The 26,899-nt window shown below is 43.7% G+C and carries 23 protein-coding genes; 22 read left to right on the top strand and 1 reads right to left on the bottom strand.

Translation table 11 applies throughout. From position 1 onward, the window contains the following. Positions 1-14 precede the first annotated feature (14 nt). From wcaK to ugd, 21 genes are all read left to right on the top strand, one after another. Positions 15-1,295: a colanic acid biosynthesis pyruvyl transferase WcaK gene (gene wcaK / locus AC0TOY_RS05025; protein ID WP_024908095.1), complete on the top strand. Its 1,281-nt coding sequence runs from the start codon at positions 15-17 to the stop codon at positions 1,293-1,295. Beyond that, the gene (gene wcaL, locus AC0TOY_RS05020; protein ID WP_148769851.1) at positions 1,292-2,512 is read left to right on the top strand and encodes a colanic acid biosynthesis glycosyltransferase WcaL; all 1,221 of its coding nucleotides are present in this window, start codon (positions 1,292-1,294) and stop codon (positions 2,510-2,512) included. Before wcaK ends, wcaL begins: the two co-directional genes overlap by 4 nt. Positions 2,513-2,524: 12 nt before the next feature. Beyond that, positions 2,525-3,919 carry a colanic acid biosynthesis protein WcaM gene (wcaM, locus tag AC0TOY_RS05015; RefSeq protein ID WP_290093365.1) on the top strand — a complete coding sequence of 465 codons (1,395 nt, stop codon included), beginning with the start codon at positions 2,525-2,527 and terminating at the stop codon, positions 3,917-3,919. 173 nt (positions 3,920-4,092) lie between these two features. Continuing rightward, on the top strand, positions 4,093-4,989 hold the full coding sequence (galF, locus tag AC0TOY_RS05010; RefSeq protein WP_032646468.1) for a GalU regulator GalF: 897 nt from the start codon (positions 4,093-4,095) through the stop codon (positions 4,987-4,989). A 354-nt stretch (positions 4,990-5,343) separates the two neighbouring features. After that, a complete protein-coding gene (gene rfbB, locus AC0TOY_RS05005; RefSeq protein WP_024908092.1) occupies positions 5,344-6,426 on the top strand; it encodes a dTDP-glucose 4,6-dehydratase in 1,083 nt (360 codons plus the stop codon). 2 nt (positions 6,427-6,428) lie between these two features. Beyond that, a complete protein-coding gene (gene rfbD, locus AC0TOY_RS05000; protein WP_473721564.1) occupies positions 6,429-7,328 on the top strand; it encodes a dTDP-4-dehydrorhamnose reductase in 900 nt (299 codons plus the stop codon). A 49-nt stretch (positions 7,329-7,377) separates the two neighbouring features. Next, the gene (gene rfbA / locus AC0TOY_RS04995) at positions 7,378-8,271 is read left to right on the top strand and encodes a glucose-1-phosphate thymidylyltransferase RfbA (protein ID WP_473721563.1); all 894 of its coding nucleotides are present in this window, start codon (positions 7,378-7,380) and stop codon (positions 8,269-8,271) included. Beyond that, positions 8,258-8,800, top strand: coding sequence for a dTDP-4-dehydrorhamnose 3,5-epimerase (gene rfbC, locus AC0TOY_RS04990; protein ID WP_473721562.1), 543 nt, complete (start codon positions 8,258-8,260; stop codon positions 8,798-8,800). Before rfbA ends, rfbC begins: the two co-directional genes overlap by 14 nt. Before the next feature lie 22 nt (positions 8,801-8,822). Continuing rightward, complete coding sequence (locus AC0TOY_RS04985) at positions 8,823-10,082, top strand: flippase (RefSeq protein ID WP_473721561.1); 1,260 nt, start codon at positions 8,823-8,825, stop codon at positions 10,080-10,082. Next, the gene (glf, locus tag AC0TOY_RS04980; protein WP_473721560.1) at positions 10,072-11,163 is read left to right on the top strand and encodes a UDP-galactopyranose mutase; all 1,092 of its coding nucleotides are present in this window, start codon (positions 10,072-10,074) and stop codon (positions 11,161-11,163) included. Before AC0TOY_RS04985 ends, glf begins: the two co-directional genes overlap by 11 nt. 2 nt (positions 11,164-11,165) lie before the next feature. Further along, complete coding sequence (locus tag AC0TOY_RS04975) at positions 11,166-12,422, top strand: glycosyltransferase (protein ID WP_473721559.1); 1,257 nt, start codon at positions 11,166-11,168, stop codon at positions 12,420-12,422. Beyond that, a complete protein-coding gene (locus tag AC0TOY_RS04970) occupies positions 12,397-13,035 on the top strand; it encodes a CatB-related O-acetyltransferase (protein WP_473721558.1) in 639 nt (212 codons plus the stop codon). The genes AC0TOY_RS04975 and AC0TOY_RS04970 overlap by 26 nt, the downstream gene beginning before the upstream one ends. Continuing rightward, positions 13,022-14,098, top strand: coding sequence for a glycosyltransferase WbsX family protein (locus AC0TOY_RS04965; RefSeq protein WP_473721557.1), 1,077 nt, complete (start codon positions 13,022-13,024; stop codon positions 14,096-14,098). Before AC0TOY_RS04970 ends, AC0TOY_RS04965 begins: the two co-directional genes overlap by 14 nt. Positions 14,099-14,107: 9 nt before the next feature. Beyond that, on the top strand, positions 14,108-15,298 hold the full coding sequence (locus AC0TOY_RS04960) for a hypothetical protein (RefSeq protein ID WP_473721556.1): 1,191 nt from the start codon (positions 14,108-14,110) through the stop codon (positions 15,296-15,298). A 2-nt stretch (positions 15,299-15,300) separates the two neighbouring features. Next, positions 15,301-16,371, top strand: coding sequence for a glycosyltransferase family 4 protein (locus AC0TOY_RS04955; protein ID WP_473721555.1), 1,071 nt, complete (start codon positions 15,301-15,303; stop codon positions 16,369-16,371). Positions 16,372-16,376: 5 nt separating this feature from the next. Further along, entirely contained in the window at positions 16,377-17,321 is a 945-nt protein-coding gene (locus tag AC0TOY_RS04950) for a glycosyltransferase family 2 protein (protein ID WP_473721554.1), read from the top strand. Then, positions 17,322-18,764 (top strand): mannose-1-phosphate guanylyltransferase/mannose-6-phosphate isomerase, encoded by a 1,443-nt coding sequence (locus AC0TOY_RS04945; protein ID WP_473721553.1) that lies wholly within the window; start codon positions 17,322-17,324, stop codon positions 18,762-18,764. Then, complete coding sequence (locus AC0TOY_RS04940; protein WP_473721552.1) at positions 18,748-20,172, top strand: phosphomannomutase; 1,425 nt, start codon at positions 18,748-18,750, stop codon at positions 20,170-20,172. Before AC0TOY_RS04945 ends, AC0TOY_RS04940 begins: the two co-directional genes overlap by 17 nt. Positions 20,173-20,265: 93 nt before the next feature. Continuing rightward, positions 20,266-21,696, top strand: a complete 1,431-nt coding sequence (locus AC0TOY_RS04935; RefSeq protein ID WP_473721551.1) for an undecaprenyl-phosphate galactose phosphotransferase — start codon at positions 20,266-20,268, stop codon at positions 21,694-21,696. A gap of 151 nt (positions 21,697-21,847) precedes the next feature. Further along, positions 21,848-23,254 carry an NADP-dependent phosphogluconate dehydrogenase gene (gene gndA / locus AC0TOY_RS04930; protein ID WP_342821765.1) on the top strand — a complete coding sequence of 469 codons (1,407 nt, stop codon included), beginning with the start codon at positions 21,848-21,850 and terminating at the stop codon, positions 23,252-23,254. Between the two features lie 226 nt (positions 23,255-23,480). Next, on the top strand, positions 23,481-24,647 hold the full coding sequence (ugd, locus tag AC0TOY_RS04925; protein WP_024908081.1) for a UDP-glucose 6-dehydrogenase: 1,167 nt from the start codon (positions 23,481-23,483) through the stop codon (positions 24,645-24,647). 51 nt (positions 24,648-24,698) lie between these two features. Here the strand turns inward: ugd and AC0TOY_RS04920 are convergent, their stop codons facing one another. After that, positions 24,699-25,703 (bottom strand): NAD-dependent epimerase, encoded by a 1,005-nt coding sequence (locus AC0TOY_RS04920; protein ID WP_024908080.1) that lies wholly within the window; start codon positions 25,701-25,703, stop codon positions 24,699-24,701. Between the two features lie 193 nt (positions 25,704-25,896). Between AC0TOY_RS04920 and wzzB the strand changes: the two genes are divergently transcribed. Continuing rightward, on the top strand, positions 25,897-26,877 hold the full coding sequence (gene wzzB / locus AC0TOY_RS04915; protein ID WP_157189427.1) for an LPS O-antigen chain length determinant protein WzzB: 981 nt from the start codon (positions 25,897-25,899) through the stop codon (positions 26,875-26,877). Positions 26,878-26,899 lie beyond the last annotated feature (22 nt).

Here is a 26,899-nt window from a genome sequence, read left to right as displayed (position 1 = left end):
TTTAAGAGGCCATTATGAAATTATTAATTCTTGGCAACCATACCTGCGGCAACCGTGGCGACAGCGCCATCCTGCGCGGTTTACTGGATGCAATTAACACCCTTAAGCCTGAGACCGAAGTGGACGTGATGAGCCGTTATCCGGTCAGCTCATCCTGGTTACTGAACCGCCCGGTGATGGGCGACCCGCTCTACAGCCAGATGAAACAGCATAACAACGCCGCGGGCGTGATGGGCCGCGTGAAGAAAGTGCTGCGTCGTCGCTATCAGCACCAGGTGCTGCTTTCCCGTGTGACCGATACCGGCAAGCTGCGCAACATCGCTATCGCGCAGGGCTTTACCGACTTTGTTCGCCTGCTGTCCGGCTATGACGCCATTATCCAGGTCGGCGGCTCGTTCTTCGTCGATCTCTACGGCGTGCCGCAGTTTGAGCATGCGCTGTGCACGTTCATGGCGAAAAAGCCGCTGTTTATGATCGGCCACAGCGTGGGGCCTTTCCAGGATCCGCAGTTTAACCAGCTGGCGAACTATGTGTTTGGCCACTGCGATGCGCTGATCCTGCGCGAGTCGGTCAGCCTCGACATGATGAAGCGCAGCGAAATTGACACCTCAAAAGTTGAGCACGGCGTGGATACCGCCTGGCTGGTGGATCATCAGGACGACAGCTTCCAGGCGAGCTACGCGGTGCAGCACTGGCTCGACGTGGCGGCGAAACAGAAAACCGTCGCAATAACCCTGCGCGAGCTGGCGCCCTTTGATAAACGTTTAGGCACGACGCAGGCGGCGTATGAGAAAGCCTTCGCCGACGTGGTAAACCGCGTGCTGGACAGCGGTTACCAGGTGCTGGCGCTCTCAACCTGCACCGGTATCGACAGTTACAACAAAGACGACCGTATGGTGGCGCTGAACCTGCGTAATCTTGTGAACGATCCGTCCCGCTATCACGTGGTGATGGATGAACTGAACGACCTGGAGATGGGCAAGCTGCTCTCCGCCTGCGACCTGACGGTGGGCACCCGTCTGCACTCCGCCATTATCTCCATGAACTTCGGCACGCCGGCCATTGCCATTAACTATGAGCACAAGTCCGCCGGGATTATGCAGCAGCTCGGTATGCCGGAAATGGCGGTGGATATTCGTCATCTGCTGGATGGATCGCTCGGGGCGATGGTGGGGGACACGCTCGGCCAACTGCCTGCTATCAATGAACGTCTGGCGGTGGCGGTGAAAGCCGAGCGCGAGAAGGGCATTGGGATGGTGAAATCGGTACTCGATCGCGTACGGGAGGGGAAATGAAGGTTGGTTTCTTCTTACTGAAATTTCCGCTGTCGTCCGAAACGTTTGTTCTGAACCAAATCACCGCGTTTATCGATATGGGATATGACGTGGAGATTATCGCCCTGCAAAAGGGCGATACCCAAAACACCCATGCGGCGTATACCCAGTATGGGCTGGAGGCGAAAACCCGCTGGCTGCAGGATGAGCCGTCCGGGAAGCTGAGCAAGCTGCGCCACCGGGCCAGCCAGACATTACGCGGGATCCACCGCGCGTCGACGTGGCGGGCGCTGAATGTTTCCCGCTATGGGGCGGAGTCACGCAATCTGATCCTGTCGGCCATCTGCGGGCAAACGGCGCAGCCGTATCGTGCCGACGTGTTTATCGCTCACTTTGGCCCGGCGGGCGTCACCGCCGCGAAGCTGCGCGAACTGGGGGTGATTGACGGTAAAATTGCGACCATCTTCCACGGTATCGACATCTCAAGCCGTGAAGTGCTGAACCACTACACGCCGGAATACCAGCAGCTTTTCCGACGCGGCGACATGATGCTGCCTATCAGCGACCTGTGGGCCGGACGGCTGAAAAACATGGGCTGTCCGGGAGAGAAAATTGCCGTTTCGCGAATGGGCGTGGATTTAACGCGCTTCACGCGTCGTCCTGTAAAGGTGCCGGGAACACCGCTGCAGATCATCTCCGTCGCGCGTCTGACCGAGAAGAAAGGGCTGCATGTGGCGATTGAAGCCTGCCGCCAGCTGAAAGCGCGCGGGGTGGATTTCCACTACCGCATTCTCGGCATTGGGCCGTGGGAGCGTCGTCTGCGCACGCTTATCGAACAGTATCAGCTGGAAGATGTCGTAGAGATGCCCGGTTTCAAGCCGAGCCACGAGGTCAAGGCCATGCTCGACGAGGCAGATGTGTTCCTGCTGCCCTCCGTAACGGGTGCCGATGGTGATATGGAAGGCATTCCGGTGGCGCTGATGGAGGCGATGGCCGTGGGTATACCGGTGGTATCGACCCTGCACAGCGGGATCCCGGAGCTGATTAAGTCGGACCATTCCGGCTGGCTGGTGCCGGAGAATAACGCCATGGCCCTTGCGGACCGATTAGCTGCCTTCAGCGACATCGACCAGCAGGCGCTGGAGCCGGTGCTCCAGAATGCCCGAGAAAAAGTTGAAACCGATTTTAACCAGCAGGTGATTAATCGCCAGTTAGCGAGCCTGCTGCAAACGTTGTAACGCCGAGGATGTATGCTGAAAAAGATTACCCGACGCACCTTTGTCTCTTCTCTGTCCGTTCTGGCGGCCACGCCGCTTCTGTCGTCACGCATTGCGCGGGCGGCAACCGGAAGAACGGTCTCTGTTAATCAGTACAATAACAACGACTGGATCGCCGCCTTTAAGCAGGCATTTACTGATGGCGACACGGTTGTGGTCCCTGCCGGGCTCACCTGCGAAAACATCAACACGGGTATTTTCATTCCCGACGGTAAAACGCTGCTGATCCGCGGGGCGTTAACCGGTAACGGGCGCGGCCGCTTTGTGCTGCAGGAAGGCAGCAAAGTGATAGGTGAAGGAGCGGGCCGCACGGAGAACATTACGCTCGACGTTCGCGGCTCTGACTGCGTCATCAAAGGGCTGGCCATGAGCGGTTTTGGCCCGGTGACCCAGATCTACATCGGCGGCAAGAAACCGAGCGTAATGCGCAACCTGCTGATTGATAACATCAGCGTGAGTCAGGCCAACTACGCCATCCTGCGTCAGGGTTTCCATAACCAGGTGGACGGAGCGCGCATCACCAACAGCAAATTTAGTCACCTGCAGGGCGATGCGATCGAGTGGAACGTCGCCATCAACGATCGCAATATCCTGATCTCCGATCATGTCATCGACAACATCAACTGCACCAACGGCAAGATCAACTGGGGCATCGGCATTGGCCTCGCCGGCAGCACCTACGATAATGACTATCCGGAGAAGCAAACCGTCAAGAACTTCGTGGTGGCCAACATTACCGGCAGCAACTGTCGCCAGCTGGTGCACGTGGAAAACGGCAAACATTTTGTTATCCGCAATATTAAAGCCAAAAATATTACTCCCGACTTCAGTAAAAAGGCGGGAATAGACAACGCCACGGTGGCCATTTATGGCTGTGATAATTTCATTATTGATAATGTCGATATGGTGAACAGTGCTGGAATGTTAATTGGCTATGGGGTGATAAAAGGCGATTATTTGTCCATCCCGCAGAACTTCAAGCTCAATAATATTCACCTCGATAACCGCCAGCTTGCCTATAAATTGCGCGGAATACAGATTTCATCCGGTAACGCGACCTCGTTTGTGGCGATAACCAACGTGGATATGCAGCGTGCTACGCTTGAACTGCACAACAAGCCGCAACATCTTTTTTTACGCAACATCAATGTGATGCAGGAAGCCGCTGTGGGGCCCGCCCTGAAGATCAACTTCGACCTGCGCAAGGATGTGCGGGGTAAATTTATGGCGAAAGACGAGACGCTGCTGTCGCTGGCGAACATAAAAGCCGTTAATGAGAAGGGGCAAAGCTCGGTGGATATTGACCGGGTCGACCAGCAGGTGGTGAATGTGGAAAGGCTGAACTTTGCGCTTCCGCACAGATATTAGACAATCGTCAGTTTTGAGACTATTCCTGGCATAAAAACGTGATCGAATCAGAGTACAACTACAGAAATTGGTGATGCGAAGGCGTAACATTGCCTCTGGATTACGGCAAATCATGCTGGCGAAAACAGGTTTAAGAGCTATAATTCGTCAACCATTTTAAGGTGGAAGAAATAATGATTAATTTGAAAGCAGTCATTCCGGTAGCAGGCCTGGGCATGCATATGCTGCCAGCCACAAAAGCCATTCCTAAAGAGATGCTGCCGATCGTCGACAAGCCAATGATTCAATACATTGTTGACGAGATTGTTGCTGCAGGGATCAAAGAAATCGTCCTGGTTACGCACTCCTCTAAGAATGCGGTAGAAAACCACTTCGACACCTCTTACGAACTCGAAGCGTTGCTGGAGCAGCGCGTCAAACGCCAGCTGCTGGCGGAAGTACAGTCTATTTGTCCGCCTGGTGTGACCATCATGAACGTGCGTCAGGCGCAGCCGCTGGGTCTGGGTCACTCTATTCTGTGTGCCCGTCCGGTTGTGGGTGACAATCCGTTTATCGTTGTTCTTCCGGACATTATTATCGATACCGCTTCTGCCGATCCGCTGCGTTACAACCTGGCGGCAATGGTGGCTCGTTTCAATGAAACGGGTCGTAGCCAGGTGCTGGCGAAACGCATGAAAGGCGATCTCTCTGAGTATTCCGTAATTCAGACGAAAGAGCCGCTGGAGACGGAAGGGCAGGTGAGCCGCATCGTTGAGTTCATCGAAAAACCGGATCAGCCACAGACGCTGGACTCAGACCTGATGGCGGTTGGTCGCTATGTTCTGAACGCCGACATCTGGGCGGAACTGGAAAAAACCGAGCCAGGCGCCTGGGACCGTATTCAGTTGACCGACGCGATTGCCGAACTGGCGAAAAAACAGTCTGTTGACGCGATGCTGATGACCGGCGACAGCTATGACTGCGGTAAGAAAATGGGCTATATGCAGGCGTTCGTGAACTATGGGCTGCGCAACCTGAAGGAAGGGGCGAAGTTCAGAAACCGGATTGAGAAATTGCTGGCTAACGACTGATATTTCAGCCTCGATCTGAACAAACGGCAGTCATTATTTTGGTGTGTTGATTTCTAACCAAAATGATGACTGCCGTTTTTTGTTATAAATTAAACGATTACATGAAGTTATCTAATATAAATCTGGACCGCTTTGTAGCGATTTGTGCTTGTTTCTGAGGTCGTTTAGGACGACAATTAACGCCAGTTTTTTGTCTGTATCCAGACAAGAAAAATCATTTAATCAAACATCGCTCAGTGCACTGGTAGCTGTTAAGCCAGGGGCGGTAGCGTGCTCAATTTCTGAAACTGGTTATAAATTCTCAGTTTTCAGAGCGCCAGTATCCAGACATATACACTAGACGGAACAGATAACGTGAAAATTCTTGTGACGGGCGGGGCCGGCTTTATCGGCTCAGCGGTTGTACGACATATTATTAAAAATACCCAGGACGACGTCGTCAACGTGGACAAGCTGACCTATGCCGGCAACCTTGAGTCGCTTAGTGAAGTCAGCGACAGTGACCGCTATGTTTTTGAACATGCCGATATTTGCGACAAAGACGCGATGGATCGCATTTTCGCAAAGCATAAGCCTGACGCAGTGATGCACCTGGCCGCTGAAAGTCACGTTGATCGTTCCATTACTGGCCCGGCAGCGTTTATCGAAACGAATATCGTCGGCACTTACGTGCTTCTGGAATCTGCTCGTGCATACTGGTCAACGTTGGATGAGCAGGCGAAGAAAGCGTTTCGTTTCCATCACATCTCTACCGACGAAGTGTATGGTGATTTACCGCATCCGGATGAGCATCCGGCATCAACTGAGCTGCCACTCTTCACTGAAACTACCGCGTATGCACCAAGCAGCCCGTATTCAGCGTCGAAAGCCTCCAGTGACCATCTCGTGCGTGCCTGGCTGCGTACCTACGGTTTCCCGACTATTGTCACCAACTGTTCGAATAACTACGGCCCGTACCATTTCCCGGAAAAACTGATCCCTCTGGTTATCCTGAATGCGCTGGACGGTAAAGCACTGCCTATTTACGGGAAGGGTGACCAGATTCGTGACTGGTTGTATGTAGAAGATCATGCGCGTGCACTCTACACCGTTGTCACTCAAGGGAAACCTGGGGAAACGTACAATATTGGCGGACATAACGAGAAGCAGAACCTGGACGTAGTGCATACGATTTGCGATCTGCTTGATGAGATAGTGCCTAAAGAGGGGTCATATCGAGATCAGATTACGTATGTAGCTGACCGTCCGGGTCATGACCGCCGCTACGCGATTGATGCGCATAAAATTGGCGTTGAGCTGGGCTGGAAGCCTGAGGAGACGTTCGAAAGCGGAATTCGTAAGACGGTGGAATGGTATCTGAGCAATCAGAACTGGGTTAACAACGTGAAAAGTGGTGCTTATAAAAGTTGGATCGAGCAGAACTACGGGGAACGTTAATAATGAATATTCTTCTGTTCGGTAAAACAGGGCAGGTGGGCTGGGAACTCCAGCGTGCGCTTGCCCCACTAGGAAACTTAATAGCGGTCGATGTGCATTCTAAAGAGTATTGCGGAGACTTTAGCAATCCTAAAGGAATTGCGGAAACTGTTCGTACAATTAGACCTGACGTTATCGTTAATGCCGCAGCGCATACGGCCGTAGATAAGGCTGAGTCTGAGCCGGATTTTGCCAGACTCCTCAACGCAACAAGCGTTGAAGCGATAGCCAAAGAAGCCGCAAAAATAGACGCATGGGTTATTCACTACTCTACCGACTATGTATTCCCCGGTGACGGTGAAAAGCCATGGTATGAAACGGATTTGACTGCTCCACTGAATGTGTACGGTGAGACAAAGCTTGAAGGTGAAAAGGCATTACAGGCGCATTGTCCTAAGCATCTTATTTTCCGTACCAGTTGGGTATATGCGGGGAAGGGCAACAATTTCGCTAAAACGATGTTGCGGCTCGCAAAATATCGTCAAGAACTCTCCGTAATCAATGATCAAGTTGGTGCCCCAACGGGGGCTGAGTTGTTAGCCGACTGTACAGCGCATGCTATTCGTGTCGCAATGAGGAAGCCTGAAGTTGCAGGCCTCTACCATCTGGTCGCGTCAAATACGACAACCTGGTATGACTATGCAGCACTGGTGTTTGATGAGGCCAGAAAAGCAGGTATTGAGTTGGCCATTGAAAAGCTAAATGCGGTTCCAACATCGGCTTACCCGACTCCTGCACGTCGACCGCATAACTCACGCTTGAACACAGAGAAATTTCAGGCGAATTTTGGTCTTGTACTCCCTTCCTGGGATATTGGCGTAAAACGGATGCTTACCGAGCTTTTTACGACACAATCAATTTAATGAGATAAATGCCCTTATATTGGCATTTGGTTTTTATAGAGAAAAAATGATGGCTACGCGTAAAGGTATTATTCTGGCCGGTGGTTCTGGCACTCGTCTGTACCCTGTGACCATGGCGGTGAGTAAACAACTACTGCCAATTTATGACAAACCAATGATCTACTATCCGCTGTCAACACTCATGCTGGCAGGGATAAAAGATATTCTTATTATCAGCACTCCACAAGATACACCGCGTTTTGAACAATTGCTGGGTGATGGCAGCCAGTGGGGACTGAATCTGCAATATAAAGTACAACCAAGTCCAGATGGCCTTGCACAGGCATTTATCATCGGTGAAGAGTTTATCGGTGATGGCAGCTGCGCTTTGGTATTGGGTGACAATATTTTCTACGGGCATGACCTACCGAAGCAACTTGAAGCCGCAGTAGATAAAGCTGATGGTGCTACTGTATTTGCCTATCATGTTAATGACCCTGAGCGCTATGGTGTGGTGGAGTTTGATAAGAGCGGCACCGCAATTAGTTTGGAAGAGAAGCCGTTAGAACCGAAGAGCAATTACGCCGTTACAGGGCTGTATTTCTATGATAATGACGTGGTTGAAATGGCAAAAAATCTGAAGCCGTCTGCACGTGGTGAGTTAGAAATTACAGATATTAACCGTATTTATCTTGAGCAGGGACGCCTGTCTGTTGCAATGATGGGGCGTGGGTACGCGTGGCTGGATACGGGGACCCATCAGAGTTTGAATGAGGCAAGTAATTTTATTCAGACAATAGAAGAGCGACAAGGTTTAAAAGTTTCGTGTCCAGAAGAGATTGCATATCGTAAGGGTTTTATAAATGTTGATGACTTACGGAAACTTGCTGAACCCTTAATAAAAAATAACTATGGCCAGTATCTTATGAATTTAGTAAAAGGTAACGAAAATGAATGTTATTAAAACAGCAATTCCTGAAGTGTTAATATTTGAACCGAAGGTTTATGGTGATTCAAGAGGTTTCTTTTTCGAAAGCTATAATGAAAATGTTTTCAGTGAGGCAACTAATCGTAAAGTTGATTTTGTCCAGGATAATCATTCAAAATCTAAGAAGGGTGTGCTTCGCGGACTGCATTATCAGCTAGAACCGTATTCACAAGGAAAACTTGTACGTTGTATTGTGGGTGAGGTTTTTGATGTGGCCGTTGATATTCGGCGGACCTCTGAAACATTCGGAAAATGGGTTGGTGTGAATCTTTCTGCACAAAATAAGCGTCAACTTTGGATTCCAGAAGGTTTTGCTCATGGTTTTCTGGTGCTTAGCGAGGAAGCTGAGTTTGTATATAAAACTACAGCGCAATATTCTGTTCAACATGAACGGTGTATTCTATGGAATGATGAAGAGCTCTCTATTGATTGGCCAATTAATAATGAATCATTGATTATTTCGGACAAAGACTTATCAGGTGAGAATTTTTCTTTATTTTTTTAATTGAAAAGATTCAGGATGCTTTGTGAATAAGAATCTGATGAAGAATATCCTTTCTCTACTTGCTGTTCAGGGAGCTAATTATTTAATACCACTGCTAACATTACCTTTTCTGGTTGTTACGCTTGGGCCCAAGGCATTTGGTAACCTAAGTTTTTCTATAGCAGTTGTACAATATTTTGTGTTGCTTGTCGATTACGGTTTTAGTTTGTCAGCGACAAGACAAATATCAACAGCAGCAGAAACAAAAAAAAATATTAGTTCCATATTCTGGAATGTCATGGCGTGCAAAATAATATTATTTATTGCAAGTATCATAATTTTGTTTCTATTGATAAATAGCAGCACGTATATTAAATCAAACAGTGTCGTTATAATTTATTCTTTAGGTTTGGTTCTGGGCAATCTTCTTTTTCCAGTATGGCTTTTTCAAGGGCTGGAAAAAATGGGAATTGTTTCAATAATCAATATAGCGACTAAATTTCTTAGTGTTCCACTCATCTTTTTGATCGTCAAAGAACCACAAGATGACCGAGTTGTTGCTTTGATTTATAGCTTGGTAGCTACTCTGGCAGGTATCATCTCATTAATAATGACAGCAAAACTTAATCTGATAGGAAAAGTTGCTGTTACGATCTCTGATGTCAAATTCCAGTTTGCAAATGGGTGGCATCTGTTTATTTCTGGTGCCTCTGTGAGTTTATATACAACTAGCGTGACGGTCATTTTAGGTTTTGTCGCAGGGCCACATGCCGTTGGATTTTTTACCTCTGCGGATAAAATCAGGCAAGCTTTCCAGGGGTTAATAGTACCTATATCACAGGCATGCTTCCCAAGGATTAATGCGGTTCTAACACAGAATAGAGAAAAAGGTATTCAGCTAATCAGAATTTTATTTAAATTACAATCACTAGGAACACTTTTGATAAGCATTTGCTTATTTGTTGGGGCTCCATATATCATTCAAATATTATATGGGAATGATTATACCAATTCTATTACAGTATTAAAAATTCTTGCATTTTGTCCATTCTTGGTTGGAATTAGCAATGTGCTTGGTATACAAACAATGCTTCCTATGGGGTATACGAAAGAGTTTAGCAAGATATTACTAATTGCAGGTTTTATATCTTTAGCTGCTATATATCCGCTAGCAAAATTTATTAAGGAAGATGGTGCTGCACTGTCTGTGCTATTAACTGAGAGCTTAGTCGTAGCGATGATGGCTTATTTTATTTTTATAGAAAAAAAGTTATTAAGTAAGAGAGATAGCAATGAAATATGATTTCTTGATAGTCGGTAGTGGCCTCTTTGGTGCAACATGTGCACATGAATTAACAAAAAGAGGCAGTCGAGTTTTAGTTATCGATAAGCGAAACCATATTGGAGGCAATGTTTATACTGAAAATACTGATGGTATTCATGTTCACAAATATGGCGCACATATTTTTCACACTAACGATAAAAAAATATGGGATTATGTAAATTCTTTTGTAGAGTTCAATCGGTTCACTAACTCCCCGTTAGCATATCATCAGGGTAGGTTATATAACCTACCTTTCAATATGAATACATTCTATCAGCTGTGGGGAACTATTACACCAGAAGAAGCCAGAAAGGAAATAGCTAGGCAACGTGAAGAAATGTTAGGAAAGGTCCCTACAAACTTAGAGGAACAGGCAATTTCGCTGGTAGGTAGAGATATTTATGAGCGACTTATAAAAGGCTATACAGAAAAACAGTGGGGTAGAAAAACAAGTGAATTACCGGCTTTCATAATTAACAGAATCCCTGTGAGATTTACATTCGATAATAATTATTTCTCTGACCGCTATCAGGGTATACCAGAAGGTGGATATACAGCAATAATTGAAAAAATGCTTCAGGGGGTAGATGTAAGGTTAAATTGTGATTATCTTTTAGAAAAAGAACACTATAATAAGATTGCTGAAAAAACAATATATACTGGCCCTATTGATGCTTATTTTAATTTTTGCTATGGCACCCTTGAATATAGATCCCTTCGTTTCGAAAATGAGCATTTAAATACCCCGGATTATCAAGGGAATGCAGTTGTTAATTATACAGACTCCGAAGTTAAATTTACTCGAATTATAGAGCATAAACACTTCCAGCCAGTTGATTGTGATTACACAATTATAACAAAAGAATACCCACAAGAATGGACACCTAAGGATGAAGCATATTATCCAATTAACGATCAAAAAAATATGAATTTGTATCATCAGTATCGAAAGCTAGCCTCTGAAGAGAAAGTTTTATTTGGTGGAAGATTAGCTGAGTATAAATATTATGACATGCATCAAATAATACGCTCGGCCTTCAATTTATTAGAAAAAATATAATTATGAAAAAAATTAAAATTGTCCATATCTGCATGGGATTTCCAGTTGAATATCCTGGTGGCATAACTAATTACGTCCGTTCTTTAGCAACTGCGCAGTCAAAAAATGGTGATAAGGTAGTTGTTTATTGCAATGGAGAAAACAATAAAAATACAGAATCGGATTATTTAGTTAAGCGTTATAATTCTAGCATTAGACCTTTCACATTAAACTTGTTTGCGAGTGATCCTTCATATCTTGAATTTTACAATGATCTGGTGTCTGAAAAGGCAGATGTGTATCATATACATTCATTGCTGGGAATTGATATCAGCTTTTCAGAGTTATTTTCGAAATCAGGGTTGAATTATATAGTTAGTTTACACGATTATAATCTAATTTGCCCTAGAGTATTTATGGTTGACAAAAAACAAAATGTTTGTCGAAATATCGATCTCAGTAAATGTTCGAATTGTGTAGGAAAATTAGAGCAGTTTGATTTTCTGACCCGTGGGCTGAACAAGTTAAAAATAACAATACCAACATTTCCTAGCGATCGCATTTATAAGCGAACATACTTTTTCACAATGCTTCTTAGGAATGCGCGCTTTGTACTTCCAGTTTCAACTCGTGTCGGTGAGATTTTTTCTGATTTTACTAAGTCTAATCAGAAAACAGTAAGTATAGGTAATGACACAGCTTATGTAGTTCCAGAAAGAATTAAAGTAATAAGTGATAAAATAAACGTTGCTTTCCTAGGTAGTTTTACAAGAATCAAAGGTGCCGAGTTATTCATAGAAATTTGCAAGAAGAATACTAATCCTCAATTAAAATTCAGCTTTTATGGTAGAGGCGACAGTGAATTGCTTAAAAAATTTAAAGCTGTAGGTGGAGAAGATTTTGGTCCATATAATGCAAATACATTACCAGAAATTTTGAAAAAGATAGATGTTGGTGCTGTTTTATCTATTTGGGAAGATAATGGTCCCCAAGTGGTGATGGAAATGCTTAATAATGCAATCCCTGTTCTGGGAACTAAACGTGGAGGAATTACTGATTTTATCTCTGCAGAGAATGGTTTCCTGTTTGAACCTGATGAAGGGGTTAGTTCTGCTTTAAATTGGTTAAATACTTTATCACCCAATGTAGTAAAGAATTATCATGGTAACATACAACAACTTAAAACTCCCGAGCAACATTATTATGAAATAAATAATATATATTTAGAAAGTTTGTCTAAAAAAGAGGTCACTAATGGGGATTTTTTCGTTTATAAATAAAAATATAACCCTCTATTCTCATAAAAAAAAATGGCGTAAGTTGAATAAACATAATGAAACAGTTGCTATGAGGATATTTGACAGAGACAAAGTTTCTGTGGGTAATTACACTTACGGCCATCTAAATGTATTTGAATGGGGAATGATAGAAGAGAGATTACAAATAGGAAATTTTGTCTCTATCGCAGAGGGAGTGAAATTTATTCTCGGTGGTAATCATTCAATAGATGGCTATTCAACATTTCCATTTAGCGCCAAGGCTGGTTTAGATGCGGAAATAGATGCCAAATCAAAGGGCGCGATTGTGGTTAATGATGATGTATGGATTGGGCTTGATGCAGTCATTTTATCTGGAGTTACAATTGGACGCGGAGCAGTTATTGCAGCAGGAAGTATAGTCACTCGTGATGTACCGTCGTACGCAATTGTTGCAGGAAATCCAGCTAAATTAGTAAAATACCGATTATCACAAGATGAAATAAAGGTTGCTTCCAATATTGATTTTAAAAAAATCAAAGTTGAATTAATTAATGAAAAAAATGTTCATGTTTTATATAGCAAGCCTAAAGAAGTTGAATTAATTAAAATAAATAGGTTATATGGCGATGAGTAATGAGATTATAAAACCTTTTGTATTGGCTTATTATCTTCCACAGTTTTACGAAACTCCAGAAAATAACGAATGGTGGGGTAATGGGTTTACAGAGTGGACTGCGTTGAAACAAAGTGTACGGTATCAAAGCAAACAGCAAATAAGGCAACCTGTAGAACCGCTTGGATTTTATGAACTGCCCCAAAAAGAAGTTTTAGAGCAGCAATATGAGTTTGCTAAAGAACATAATATTGATGGTTTCTTAATTTGGGATTACTGGTTTGGTAATGGAGAAAAACTCTTAGAAAAGCCGAAAGATTATTTGCTTGAAAATAATGTTAATTTCAAATATGCATTTATATGGGCCAATCATAGTTGGTACAATAAAACAAAAAACACAATGCTAAAAGAACAATTATTTTTAGGTGAAAAAGATTATAAAAGTTATTTTGATAGTCTTTTGCCGCATATGAAAAAAGACATGTATCTCAAAATAAATAATAAGCCAATTTTTGGTGTGTTTATGCCATCAATCATTCCAGATCTTGACGTTTTCATGCGTGTTTTTACTCGCGCAGCAATTGAAAATGGTTTTGACGGAATTTATTGGATTGCAGAAAATACTAAAAAAGAAAATCCTTTCGCAAAGGCATTCGATTGCTATCTTAATAGTACGAAATATTTTATAAATAGGAAGTTTCTTCATCCAATAAATTTCACAAAAGAAATTTTGATTAAAAAATTAAATTATAATAGAATCGGACCAATCAACTATAGTTATAAAAGGCTTGTTTCAAATTATTCAGATTATGATGGCAGTGAAGTCGCTGCTGTATTTACTGGATGGGATACTACACCAAGGCATAAACGGCGAGGGACAATCCTACATGGCTTCAATGAGTCTTCTTTTGAACGTCATATCACTAACGTTTTCCAATATTCCAAAGAAAGAAAAAAAGAATTAATTATTATTAAATCATGGAATGAATGGGCTGAAGGAAATCTACTAGAACCTGATCATATATTCCGTAAAAATTTGCTTGATATTTTCTCTAAAAACTACAAGAAAATATTTGGTGAGTAAGAGGGAACAATGCTAAAACGAAATTTATCAGCTAATTTGTTCTTGTTGTTTTTATTGTTAATGCCTATTAACAATATTTTTGAAGTCTATGCAATGAAGCAGGGCGTTCTCCCATATGGTGGTTGGAGTATGGCATTAACTCCGGCATATATAAAAATTTATAAAGATGTATTCCTTTTCATCTTTGGCATTTTTATACTTTTCCAATTAGCTAATTCGCATCAATATCGAATATATTTTTTTAGTTACCCGGTAATTCCTATATTGTTCTTGATAGTATTGATGCTTATTTTTGTAAGCATCTCTATAATTAATAGTAGTATGTTAACTGCAATTCTTGGGCTACGTGCTTATATGAATGTAGTATATATTTTTGTAGGCTTGATGCTTTTTCCTACGTTAAAAAAAGAAAAATTACATAACGTATTGTTTTTATTGATATTGCTTCAATTAATCTTGCAAGTTTATCAATACATCGAAGGGCAGGGAATTCCTGTTTTTGCCGAATTACGGTCGCCCGGATTTTTTATTGTCCCAGCAACAGCTGGTCTATTTTCATTGTTAACATATTATGCATTGCCGCGGAATAAAACTAACTTTTTTTTATGCTTTACGTCGCTTGTTTTGTCAACGAGTACAATTGGTTTAGTTGTTTTTATTTTTACCATAATCTATTGTTTTTGCAGACGATATATTAACAACCTTTTAGGAATGACATTATTCTCAATTCTAGGTGTAAGTGTTTTGAGCATTTTATACAATTTTGCTGCTGATATCACAGGCCGAGGGGCGGGGGCTATAGAAAGCTTAAATGCGCGTATTGGTATCCTTTCAACTGTTTACTCAAAAAGCGACATTGGTACCATTATTTGGGGGAATGGCTTTGGTCTTGCGACTTCACAGGCTACACTTTCAGAATCGACTGAATATTTTATTACAGACAATACCTTTCTATCTCTGTTTCTCAATATGGGAATGATAGCAGTTGTATTTTATATTGTTTTTCTTGTTACTCTTTTTATAGCAGATAGGTCAAAAATGATTTTCTTTACTGTTTTGTTATATAGTATTACTGCAAATATATTTGAGTTAAACCCTGTATCTGCTCTACTTTTCGTTATCGTAGGATTTATTTTCCATGATTTTTATACGAATCACAAGAATCCTGCGTTTATTAAAAACACCCATATAAAGGTATAAAGATGAAGAGGGTTTTATTCATTTCTGCTTTCCATCCAAGTGGTATTGGTTCGATTGGCGCAGGCGAAGCCATTTGTGGTAATAATTTAAAAGAGTTTTTAGCACAGAGTTATGAAGTTGATGTAATCGTATGCACTCCTTCAGATCAGCGCAGGAATGAAGAACTCGCAACTCGCTGTGCATCTTATGTTGAAGAACATACGTCTAAAATAAAGCAAATATCAGGAATATTATTTAACTTTTTTAAAGGAAGCATTTTTGCACCTTGGTTTTATACACGCATAACACCATTCTTAATAAAGATAATCCAGCATAAACTTGATCAAAATGACTATGATATTGTGTGGTTAGACTTTCCTTCCGTTTTGGGATGTGTTGATCATATTAAACATAATAATATTCATTATTTTGCACATGATGTTGTTTCACAGCGGATCAGTCGAACTAAAATAAATAAGATTTTCTTTCCATGGGTTGGTACTATTGAAAGTGGTTTATTAAATAAACTCACTGGTATAAGAACCATGTCAAATAAAGATAAGGACCTAATAAGAACATTAGGATTCAATGGTGCTGTTTCAGTTGTTGAATTGGGACAACAACGTGTTGGGCAGGTTGATAATGGTACTGAAATTTCAAAGATAGTGTCCTCATTTGCTGGTAAAACTAATCTTGTTTTTTTCGGTAATATGAAACGTTCTGAAAATCATTGGTCCATTTTATGGTTTATTTTCTTTCACTTTATAAAAATGAAAAAAGAAAAAAGAAATCTAAACTTATGGGTTTTAGGAATTCAGCCACGGCAGTCGCTTAAAATTTTAGAGAAATTAATCACGGGAGTCCACGTCGTGGGAGCTGTCGATGATCCTGTGCCAGCCTTTATTAGAGCTGACTTAAATATAGCTCCACTATTATATGGGGCAGGTGTAAAAATAAAAGTGTTACAGATACTTGATGCAGGTGCAAAAGTTGTTGCAACAGAGATTGGTGCTGAGGGGATTCAACATCATGAAAATCTTTTTATTGTCAACAAAGCTGATATTAGTAAAAAAATTCTAACTTTGCTGGAATAAAAAACATGCATTCTTTTGCTTTAATTATACCAACATATAACGCTGGTGCTGGTTGGGAAGAGTGGTTCTTGGCTTTAAAGAAACAGACTATTCAGCCTTCAGAGGTGATTGTAATTGACTCGGCTTCTAAAGATGATACATGTGAAATAGCACGTCGTTATGGTAGCGTAATCATCAATATCACCAGTGAGGAATTTAATCATGGAGGCTCTAGAAATAAAGCATCTTTAAATGTCCATGATTGTGAATTTATTATATTCCTTACACAAGATGCCATCCTTGACAATGAAAATTCGCTTGCTCAGATGGTAAATGTATTCCAGAATCCTGACGTTGCAGCCGTTTGCGGAAGACAAATTCCTCACTATGATGCAAACCCTCTAGCAGTTCATGCAAGAAATTTTAATTATAGTTCTGTTTCTCAAATAAAAAGCCAGTCTGATATAAGTACTTTCGGTATCAAAACCGTATTTATGTCGAATTCTTTTGCTGCCTATCGGCGTACCGTTTTTGAAGAATTAGGTGGTTTTCCTGAACATACAATTCTTGCCGAAGACATGTTTATGGCGGCAAAAATGATTCAGGCGGGTTATAAGGTCGCGTACTGTGCTGAGGCGGTGGTAAGACATTCTCATAACTATACCCCGCGAGAAGAGTTCCAGCGATATTTTGATACTGGCGTATTCCATGCTTGTACACCATGGATCCAGCGTGACTTTGGGGGCGCTGGTGGAGAAGGATTACGGTTTGTTAAATCTGAAATACGGTTTCTTCTTAAAGAGTCGCCTTTATGGATACCGAGGGCGTTACTTACAACTGTTGCTAAGCTTTTAGGATATAAGTTAGGAAAACGTTGGCAATCGCTACCATTGCCTTTGTGCCGGACTTTAAGTATGTACAAGAGTTACTGGAATAATATCCAGGGATCAAAAATGAAAGAGATAAAATAAATGTCTGTTCTTCCCGTAATAATGGCAGGCGGTACAGGCAGTCGTCTGTGGCCACTTTCGCGTGAATATCACCCCAAACAGTTTCTTAGCGTTGAAGGTAAGTTTTCGATGCTACAAAATACCATAGCTAGATTAGCTCCGCTCACAACGACTGCGCCTGTTGTTATATGTAACGATCGTCATCGCTTTCTCGTGGCAGAGCAGCTTCGTGCCATTAATAAACTAGCCAATAATATCATTCTTGAACCTGTAGGCCGTAATACAGCTCCAGCGATTGCACTAGCTGCATTAAGCGCTCGGCAAAATTCGCTGAATAATGATCCTATCTTGCTGGTCCTCGCTGCGGACCATGTTATTCGAGATGAGGTCGCCTTTATTCGAGCCATTATGCAGGCGGAACCCTTGGCTGCGAAGGGTAAACTTGTGACTTTTGGCATCGTTCCTACGCATGCTGAGACGGGGTATGGATACATACGATGTGGTGAAAATCTCGGGGAAGATGCGTATGCTGTTGCTGAATTTGTCGAGAAACCTGACCTTGATACCGCCTACCATTACCTTGAAACTGGAAAATATTACTGGAATAGTGGCATGTTCCTTTTTCGTGCGAGCGCTTATCTAAATGAGTTAAAAAAATTATCTCCTAATATTTATCTTGCATGCGAAAAAGCAGTAGGGCGTGTAAATCCCGATCTTGATTTCATTCGTATTGATAAAGAGGCCTTTACGCTTTGTCCCAGTGATTCCATAGACTATGCCGTGATGGAACATACTCAGCACGGGGTTGTTGTGCCAATGGATGCAGGCTGGTCAGATGTGGGGTCATGGTCTTCGTTATGGGATATTTCTGCAAAAGATCAGCAAAGAAACGTCCTGCACGGGGACGTCTTTGCATATAGAAGTGAAGATAATTATATTTTTTCAGAAAATGCATTTGTGAGTACTTTAGGCGTCAGTAATCTCGTTATCGTTCAGACAGCAGATGCTGTACTCGTTGCGAATAAAAATGATGTACAAGATGTTAAGAAAATTGTAGACCATTTAAAACAAAAAAATAGAGCCGAGTATAGGCAACATCAAGAAGTTTTTCGTCCATGGGGAAAATATAACGTTATCGATAGTGGCGTTAACTATTTAGTCAAGCGTATTACTGTTAACCCTGGAGAGAAATTTGTTGCGCAAATGCATCATCATCGTGCGGAACATTGGATTGTAGTATCTGGCACTGCCCGTGTAACAAAGGGAGAGCAGACTTTTATAGTCTCAGAAAATGAGTCAACATTTATCCCACTTCAGACTATTCATGCATTAGAAAATCCAGGATTGATTCCTTTAGAATTAATAGAAGTACAGTCTGGCTCTTATCTTGGTGAGGATGACATAATCCGCCTTGAGCAGCGTTCAGGATTTTCGGAGGAAGAGACAGATGAATCAAATTTGTAATAGCCGCAATGTAATCAGCTCTTCAGGCATAGCTTTTGGGACCAGTGGTGCTCGCGGTCTTGTTACCGATTTTACACCTGAAGTTTGTGCCGCATTTACCGCTTCGTTTGTGCAAGTTATGAAGCAAAATTTCGTATTTAAGACGGTTGCATTGGCGATTGATAACCGACCAAGCAGCTATGCAATGGCTCAGGCTTGTGCTGCAGCATTGGATGATAGAGGAATTAGTACTAATTTTTATGGCGTTATTCCGACACCGGCTTTAGCGCTTCAGGCTATGACCGATAAGATTCCTGCAATCATGGTGACGGGCAGCCACATACCGTTTGATCGGAACGGGCTAAAATTCTACCGTCCCGATGGTGAAATTACTAAAGATGATGAATTAGCCATTCTTAGTGCTAAAGCTATATGCGAAGAGCTTGTACTCAAGACTTTGCCAGTTTCAACAATCGCTGCTGAAAATTACATCACGCGTTATCTATCCTTGTTCCCTACGCCATTTCTTAAGAATAAGCGCCTTGGAATTTATGAACATTCAAGTGCAGGACGCGATCTCTATAAACCCTTGTTCGAAGCCTTGGGGGCCGAAGTTATCAGTTTGGGTAGAAGCGACAACTTTGTTCCTATCGATACTGAAGCCGTTAGTGAAGGCGATAGGGTGAAAGCGATCTACTGGGCTGAGCATTATAAGCTAGATGCTATTTTTTCTACTGATGGTGACGGCGATAGGCCTTTAATTTCCGATGAGAAAGGGCACTGGTTGCGAGGCGATGTGCTAGGCCTATTGTGTTCATTAGCACTTTCTGCTGATGCAGTCGCTATTCCTGTGAGTTGCAATAGTATGATTTCTTCCGGAGATTTCTTTACGCATGTTGAACTTACTAAAATCGGCTCCCCATATGTAATCGCAGCCTTTTCTGAACTTTCAAAACGCTATAAAAATATCGCTGGCTTTGAAGCTAACGGCGGGTTCCTGTTAGGAAGCGATGTGATCATTAACGGTCAGGCATTAGCGGCACTACCAACTCGCGATGCTGTGTTGCCCGCTATCATGCTTCTTTACAGCAGCAGAGACAAAAATATTAGCTCTCTTGTTGAACAACTGCCTTGTCGCTACACTCACTCTGATCGATTACAGAATGTTACACCTGAAAAGAGCAACAAGTTGATTGCGATGGGCATAAAAAACCAGCAATTGTTGTTGAATAAAATAGGCTTACAAGACGAAATTGCTGTATCGCTAGATACAACGGATGGAATAAGAATGACGCTTGGCAGTAACAGTATCGTGCATTTACGACCTTCAGGTAATGCTCCAGAGTTACGCTGTTATGCAGAAGCGAATTCACTCGAGTCAGCTCAACATATTGTGAAAAGAGTTCTTGCTACCATTGGTAATACTTAGTTCAATATATTTTCTTTTCATTTGTGTTCGGGTGTGATTATATAAATATATATTTATACAATCTTTTGTTACCCATTTAGAGGGTGAGGGTTAATGGATAATATTGATAACAAGTATAATCCACAGTTATGTAAGGTCTTTTTGGCTGTGTCAGATCTGATTTTCTTTAATATGGCTTTGTGGCTTTCTTTAGGGTGTGTATATTTAGTTTTTAATGAAGTTCATCGTTTTATTCCGCAAGAACAATTAGACTCGCGCTTCTTTTCCCATTTCTTACTTTCAATCGTCTGTGTAGGATGGTTTTGGATACGGTTGCGTCATTACACTTATCGCAAACCATTCTGGTATGAATTAAAAGAAATTATTCGGACTATTGTGATTTTTGCCGTGTTTGACTTGGCGCTTATTGCGTTTACAAAATGGCAGTTTTCTCGTTATGTTTGGGTATTTTGCTGGTCGTTTGCGCTGATTTTGGTACCCTTTTTCCGTGTGCTCACAAAGCACTTGCTCAATAAATTAGGCATCTGGAAAAAAACAACCGTCATTCTTGGCAGTGGTGAAAATGCGATCGGTGCATACAATGCCTTGCAGAGTGAAGAGATGATGGGTTTTGATGTTGTTGCTTTCTTTGATACTGATGCTGCAACGTCTGAAGTTTGCTCTCTACCGGTAATACAAGATGCAGAGAAAATTTGGAGTTTAAATCGCACCGGAGATATTCATTATATACTTGCCTATGAATATACTGAGCTTGATAAAACACAATTATGGCTCCGTGAATTATCTAAACACCATTGTCGTTCAGTTACAGTTGTGCCTTCTTTCCGTGGATTGCCCTTATATAATACCGATATGTCCTTCATTTTTAGCCATGAAGTGATGTTATTGAGGATACAAAACAATCTTGCCAAAAGGACCTCTCGTTTTCTTAAGCGTACTTTCGATATTGTTTGCTCTTCATTAATATTGTTAGTCGCATCACCACTCATGATGTACCTGTGGTACAAAGTGACACGTGATGGGGGGCCAGCCATTTATGGTCATCAGCGCGTAGGGCGAAACGGTAAGTTATTCCCGTGCTACAAATTCCGCTCAATGGTGATGAATTCTCAGGAAGTGTTAAAAGAGCTTCTGGATAGCGATCCGGAGGCGAGGGCTGAGTGGGAAAAAGATTTTAAATTAAAAAATGATCCACGCATTACTGCTGTAGGACGTTTCATACGTAAAACCAGCCTTGATGAATTACCGCAATTATTTAATGTGCTTAAAGGCGAAATGAGCCTTGTCGGCCCGCGGCCTATCATTTCTGATGAGTTGGAACGGTACTGTGATGATGTTGACTATTATCTGATGGCGAAGCCAGGCATGACGGGCTTATGGCAGGTGAGTGGCCGTAATGACGTAGATTATGATACACGCGTCTATTTTGATGCATGGTACGTCAAGAACTGGACACTATGGAATGACATAGCCATTTTGTTTAAAACGGTGAAGGTTGTGTTACATCGCGATGGCGCATACTGAGATCCTCAGATGATACTTTACTAGAAAATATGTAGTTTTGTGATGAGTGCATCAATTGCTACCCTCTTACCTCTCCCTTGAGTTAACATGTTTTTTACTTAACCCGTCGCTTTCATTCCGGCGGGGTATCCACACCTGACAGGAGTATGTAATGTCCAAGCAACAGATCGGCGTTGTCGGTATGGCAGTGATGGGGCGCAACCTGGCGCTCAACATCGAAAGCCGTGGTTATACCGTCTCCGTTTTCAACCGCTCCCGTGATAAGACCGAAGAAGTGATTGCCGAGAACCCAGGCAAGAAACTGGTTCCTTTCTATACGGTTAAAGAGTTTGTTGAGTCTCTGGAAACGCCTCGTCGTATCCTGTTAATGGTGAAAGCAGGCGCAGGTACCGATGCAGCTATCGACTCCCTGAAGCCTTACCTCGAAAAAGGTGACATCATCATTGATGGCGGTAACACCTTCTTCCAGGACACCATTCGTCGTAACCGTGAACTGTCTGCTGAAGGTTTCAACTTCATCGGTACCGGTGTATCCGGTGGCGAAGAGGGCGCGCTGAAAGGCCCATCCATCATGCCTGGCGGCCAGAAAGAAGCATACGAACTGGTTGCGCCTATTCTGACCAAAATCGCTGCTGTTGCAGAAGATGGCGAGCCGTGCGTGACCTATATCGGTGCGGACGGTGCGGGTCACTATGTGAAAATGGTGCACAACGGTATTGAATACGGCGATATGCAGCTGATTGCTGAAGCCTACTCCTTGCTGAAAGGCGGTCTGAACCTCTCTAACGAGGAGCTGGCTGAAACCTTTACCGAGTGGAACAAAGGCGAGCTTAACAGCTACCTGATTGACATCACCAAAGATATCTTCACGAAAAAAGATGAAGAGGGTAAATACCTGGTTGATGTGATTCTGGATGAAGCAGCGAACAAAGGTACCGGTAAATGGACCAGCCAGAGCTCTCTGGATCTGGGCGAACCGCTGTCTCTGATCACCGAATCTGTCTTCGCGCGTTACATTTCTTCCCTGAAAGAGCAGCGCGTCGCGGCGTCTAAAGTGCTGTCTGGCCCACAGGCTAAACCAGCAGGCGATAAAGCAGAATTCGTTGAAAAAGTGCGTCGTGCACTTTATCTGGGTAAAATCGTTTCTTACGCGCAGGGCTTCTCTCAGCTGCGTGCGGCATCAGACGAGAACAACTGGGACCTGAATTACGGTGAGATTGCGAAGATCTTCCGTGCGGGCTGTATCATTCGTGCCCAGTTCCTGCAGAAAATCACCGATGCCTATGCTGAAAATGCCGGTATCGCCAACCTGCTTCTGGCACCGTACTTCAAGAAGATTGCGGACGAATACCAGCAGGCGCTGCGTGATGTAGTTGCCTATGCTGTTCAGAATGGTATTCCGGTTCCAACCTTCTCTGCTGCAGTAGCCTACTACGACAGCTACCGTGCGGCAGTCCTGCCTGCAAACCTGATTCAGGCACAGCGTGACTACTTCGGTGCGCATACTTACAAGCGTACCGATAAAGAAGGTGTGTTCCATACCGAATGGATGGAATGAGTTAACACGCTCGCAGTCATCGCAACCCGGAGCTCGTCTCCGGGTTTTTTTATGCAAAAACTGCCGCCTGTTACTCGAAGTAGTCTGAATCTCATCCCCCTCGCAGTGATTACTCCTGGTTTGCCTTGACAGTCCAGTTTGCCAGGAGGTACAAAGCCCAACAGTTATGTTTATCGCGATGGCCTGGGGGCCATCAGTACAGTTAACTTACAGAAGTCATTAGCGAATGAAAATTACAATCTCCGGAACAGGATACGTCGGTCTCTCTAACGGCATTCTGATTGCTCAGAATCATGAAGTGGTTGCGCTGGATATCGTGCAGGCCAAAGTGGATATGCTCAATCAGAAAAAATCTCCGATTGTCGACAAAGAAATCCAGGACTATCTCAGCAATAAACCGCTGAATTTCCGCGCCACGACTGACAAAGAAGATGCATATCGCGATGCGGATTACGTCATCATTGCGACGCCTACTGACTACGATCCTAAAACCAACTACTTCAACACCTCAACGGTAGAGGCGGTGATCAAAGACGTTATCGCGATCAACCCTGATGCGGTAATGGTCATTAAATCGACCATTCCTGTCGGTTTTACCAAATCCATCAAAGAGAAGTTTGGGATTGATAACATCTTCTTCTCGCCGGAGTTCCTGCGCGAGGGGAGAGCACTTTACGATAACCTGCATCCTTCGCGTATTGTTATTGGCGAACGTTCTGAGCGTGCTGAGCGGTTTGCCGCTCTGCTTCAGGAAGGGGCGCTCAAGAAAGATATTCAGGTGTTGTTTACCGACTCCACTGAAGCTGAGGCGATTAAGCTCTTCGCTAATACCTATCTGGCAATGCGAGTGGCTTATTTCAATGAGCTCGACAGCTATGCAGAGAGTCTTGGGCTGAATACCCGTCAGATTATTGAAGGGGTATGTCTCGATCCGCGCATTGGTAATCACTACAACAACCCTTCATTTGGCTACGGTGGCTACTGTCTGCCAAAAGACACTAAGCAACTGCTGGCAAACTATCAGGCTGTGCCAAACAACCTGATATCGGCGATTGTTGATGCTAACCGCACACGTAAAGATTTCATCTCCGATTCCATCCTTGCGCGTCAACCGAAAGTCGTCGGGGTGTACCGTCTGATCATGAAGAGTGGCTCCGATAACTTCCGCGCCTCTTCCATTCAGGGGATCATGAAGCGCATTAAGGCGAAAGGGGTTGAGGTTGTCATCTATGAGCCTGCCATGCCGGACGATCAGTTCTTCAATTCACGGGTGATCCGCGATCTGGACGCATTTAAGAAAGAAGCCGATGTCATCATTTCAAACCGCATGGCGGAAGAGCTGGCTGACGTGGCGGATAAGGTTTATACCCGCGATCTGTTTGGTAGCGACTGATTCTCTTCTTTATCCTATAAAAAACCCGGCTGAGTTGCCGGGTTTTTATTTTCAGACTTTGTAGAAATCGCGGTACCAGTCAACGAAGTTCTTCACCCCATCTTTAACCGAGGTTTGTGGTTTAAATCCGATCGCGTCATAAAGTGGCTGGGTATCGGCGCTGGTTTCCAGAACATCCCCGGCCTGGAGTGGCATCATATTTTTTTCCGCTTTTTTACCCAGGGCCTCTTCCAGAGCGGTGATGTAGTCCATCAGCTCTACTGGTGAACTGTTGCCGATGTTGTAAACCCGGTAAGGCGCTGAGCTGCTTGCAGGTGACCCGGTCTCAACGGTCCAGTTTGAGTCAGGCTGGGGAATAACATCCTGCAGGCGAATAATCGCTTCAGCAATATCATCAATGTAAGTGAAGTCGCGCTTCATCTTACCGTAGTTATAGACATCGATGCTTTTGCCTTCAATCATCGCCTTCGTAAACTTGAATAACGCCATGTCCGGGCGCCCCCATGGGCCGTACACGGTGAAGAAACGCAGGCCGGTGGTTGGCAAGTTGTACAGATGCGAATAGGTATGCGACATCAGCTCATTGGCTTTTTTGGTCGCGGCATAGAGTGATACCGGGTGATCCACGGAATCGTCAGTCGAGAAGGGCATCTTGCGGTTGAGGCCATATACGGAGCTGGATGAGGCATAAAGCAGATGCTGAACGTTGTTATGGCGGCAGCCTTCCAGCACGTTGAGATGGCCGATAAGGTTGGCGTCCGCGTACACGTGAGGGTTTTCAAGGGAGTAGCGCACACCCGCTTGCGCGGCCAGATGAATCACACGATCAAACTTCTCACCGGCGAAAAGCGTGGCCATACCTTCCCGGTCAGCTAATTCCAGCTTGTGGAAGGTGAAACCCTCAGAGTTTAACAGTTCCAGGCGTGCCAGCTTCAGGTTGACATCGTAGTATTCATTAAGGTTATCAATACCGACAACCTGATGACCGGCCTCCAGGAGGCGTTTACTCACATTTGCACCGATAAAACCAGCTGCACCCGTTACCAGAAATTTCATCTCTTCCCTCATAGCCTATATTCTTACAGATGCCATAGCGCATCACATGGCCTCTATGATACCGCGAAGGGAGGTAAGTTACATAACCGATCTTTCCGATATTACTCATCGGATTCTTATAGAAAAATTGCCAGCAATAGATAAACTATGCAAACAACATAAAGTTTGCCCGTTTTCATCTGTTAGGGATTATATGACACAATATAACAATAGTCAGGTCAGTCGAAGCAATGATCCTGAGCAAATCGATTTACTTGATTTAGTGCTGCAGCTGTGGCGTGGGAAGTGGATGATAGCAACCTTTGTTGTTGTTTTTATCGTCCTGGCAATTGGGTATCTCTCTGTCGCGAAGGAGAAATGGACCTCCAGTGCGATCATTGCGCAGCCTGATGCTGCCCAGATAGCAACCTATTCAAATGCATTGAATATCCTTTATGGTACCGCAGCACCTTCAATGCTGGACACGCAAACGCGCGCTATTGACCGTTTTAATGCCTCTTTCTCAGCGTTGTCTCAGGCGCTGGACAATCAGACAGTACCTGAAAAACTCACCATCGAGCCTGCTGTTAAAGGGCAAGCACTGCCATTAAGCGTCTCCTATACCAGTACATCCGCAGAAGCCGCACAAAAGCAATTGGCGCAGTATATCCAGCAGGTCGATGAGCAAACGGCGAAAGAACTTGCCGTTGACCTTAAGGACAACATCAAGGAACAGATAAAAACCCTGAATGACTCCCTGCAAAACCAAGAGAAGGTTGCTCAGGAGCAAAAAGATCTGCGTATCAAACAGATTGCTGAGGCACTCAAGAATGCTGAAGCAGCGAAAATTTCCTCTCCACAGCTCCAGCAAACCCAGGATGTCACGCAGGAAACATTGTTCCTGCTGGGAAGCGAAGGTCTGAAGTCGATGATTGACAATGAGGCTTCTCGTCCGTTGGTCTTCTCAACGGCCTATTACCAGACCAAGCGAAATCTGTTGGACATCCAGAATCTGAATGTAAACCCGGATACGATCCACGTCTATCGTTACGTGATGAAACCGGATCTGCCCGTTCGACGCGACAGCCCGAAAAAAGCGGTTGTTCTGATTCTTGCCGTTCTGCTGGGTGGAATGATTGGTTCAGGTGTGGTACTTGGCCGTAACGCCTTACGAAACTACAAACCAAAAGCCTGATTTGCGGATTAAAAAAAACCGG

The organism is Enterobacter sp. PL_is379, assembly GCF_055817355.1.
Note: the sequence above shows the minus strand (reverse complement) of the source record. Positions and strands in the feature narration are given on the sequence as shown.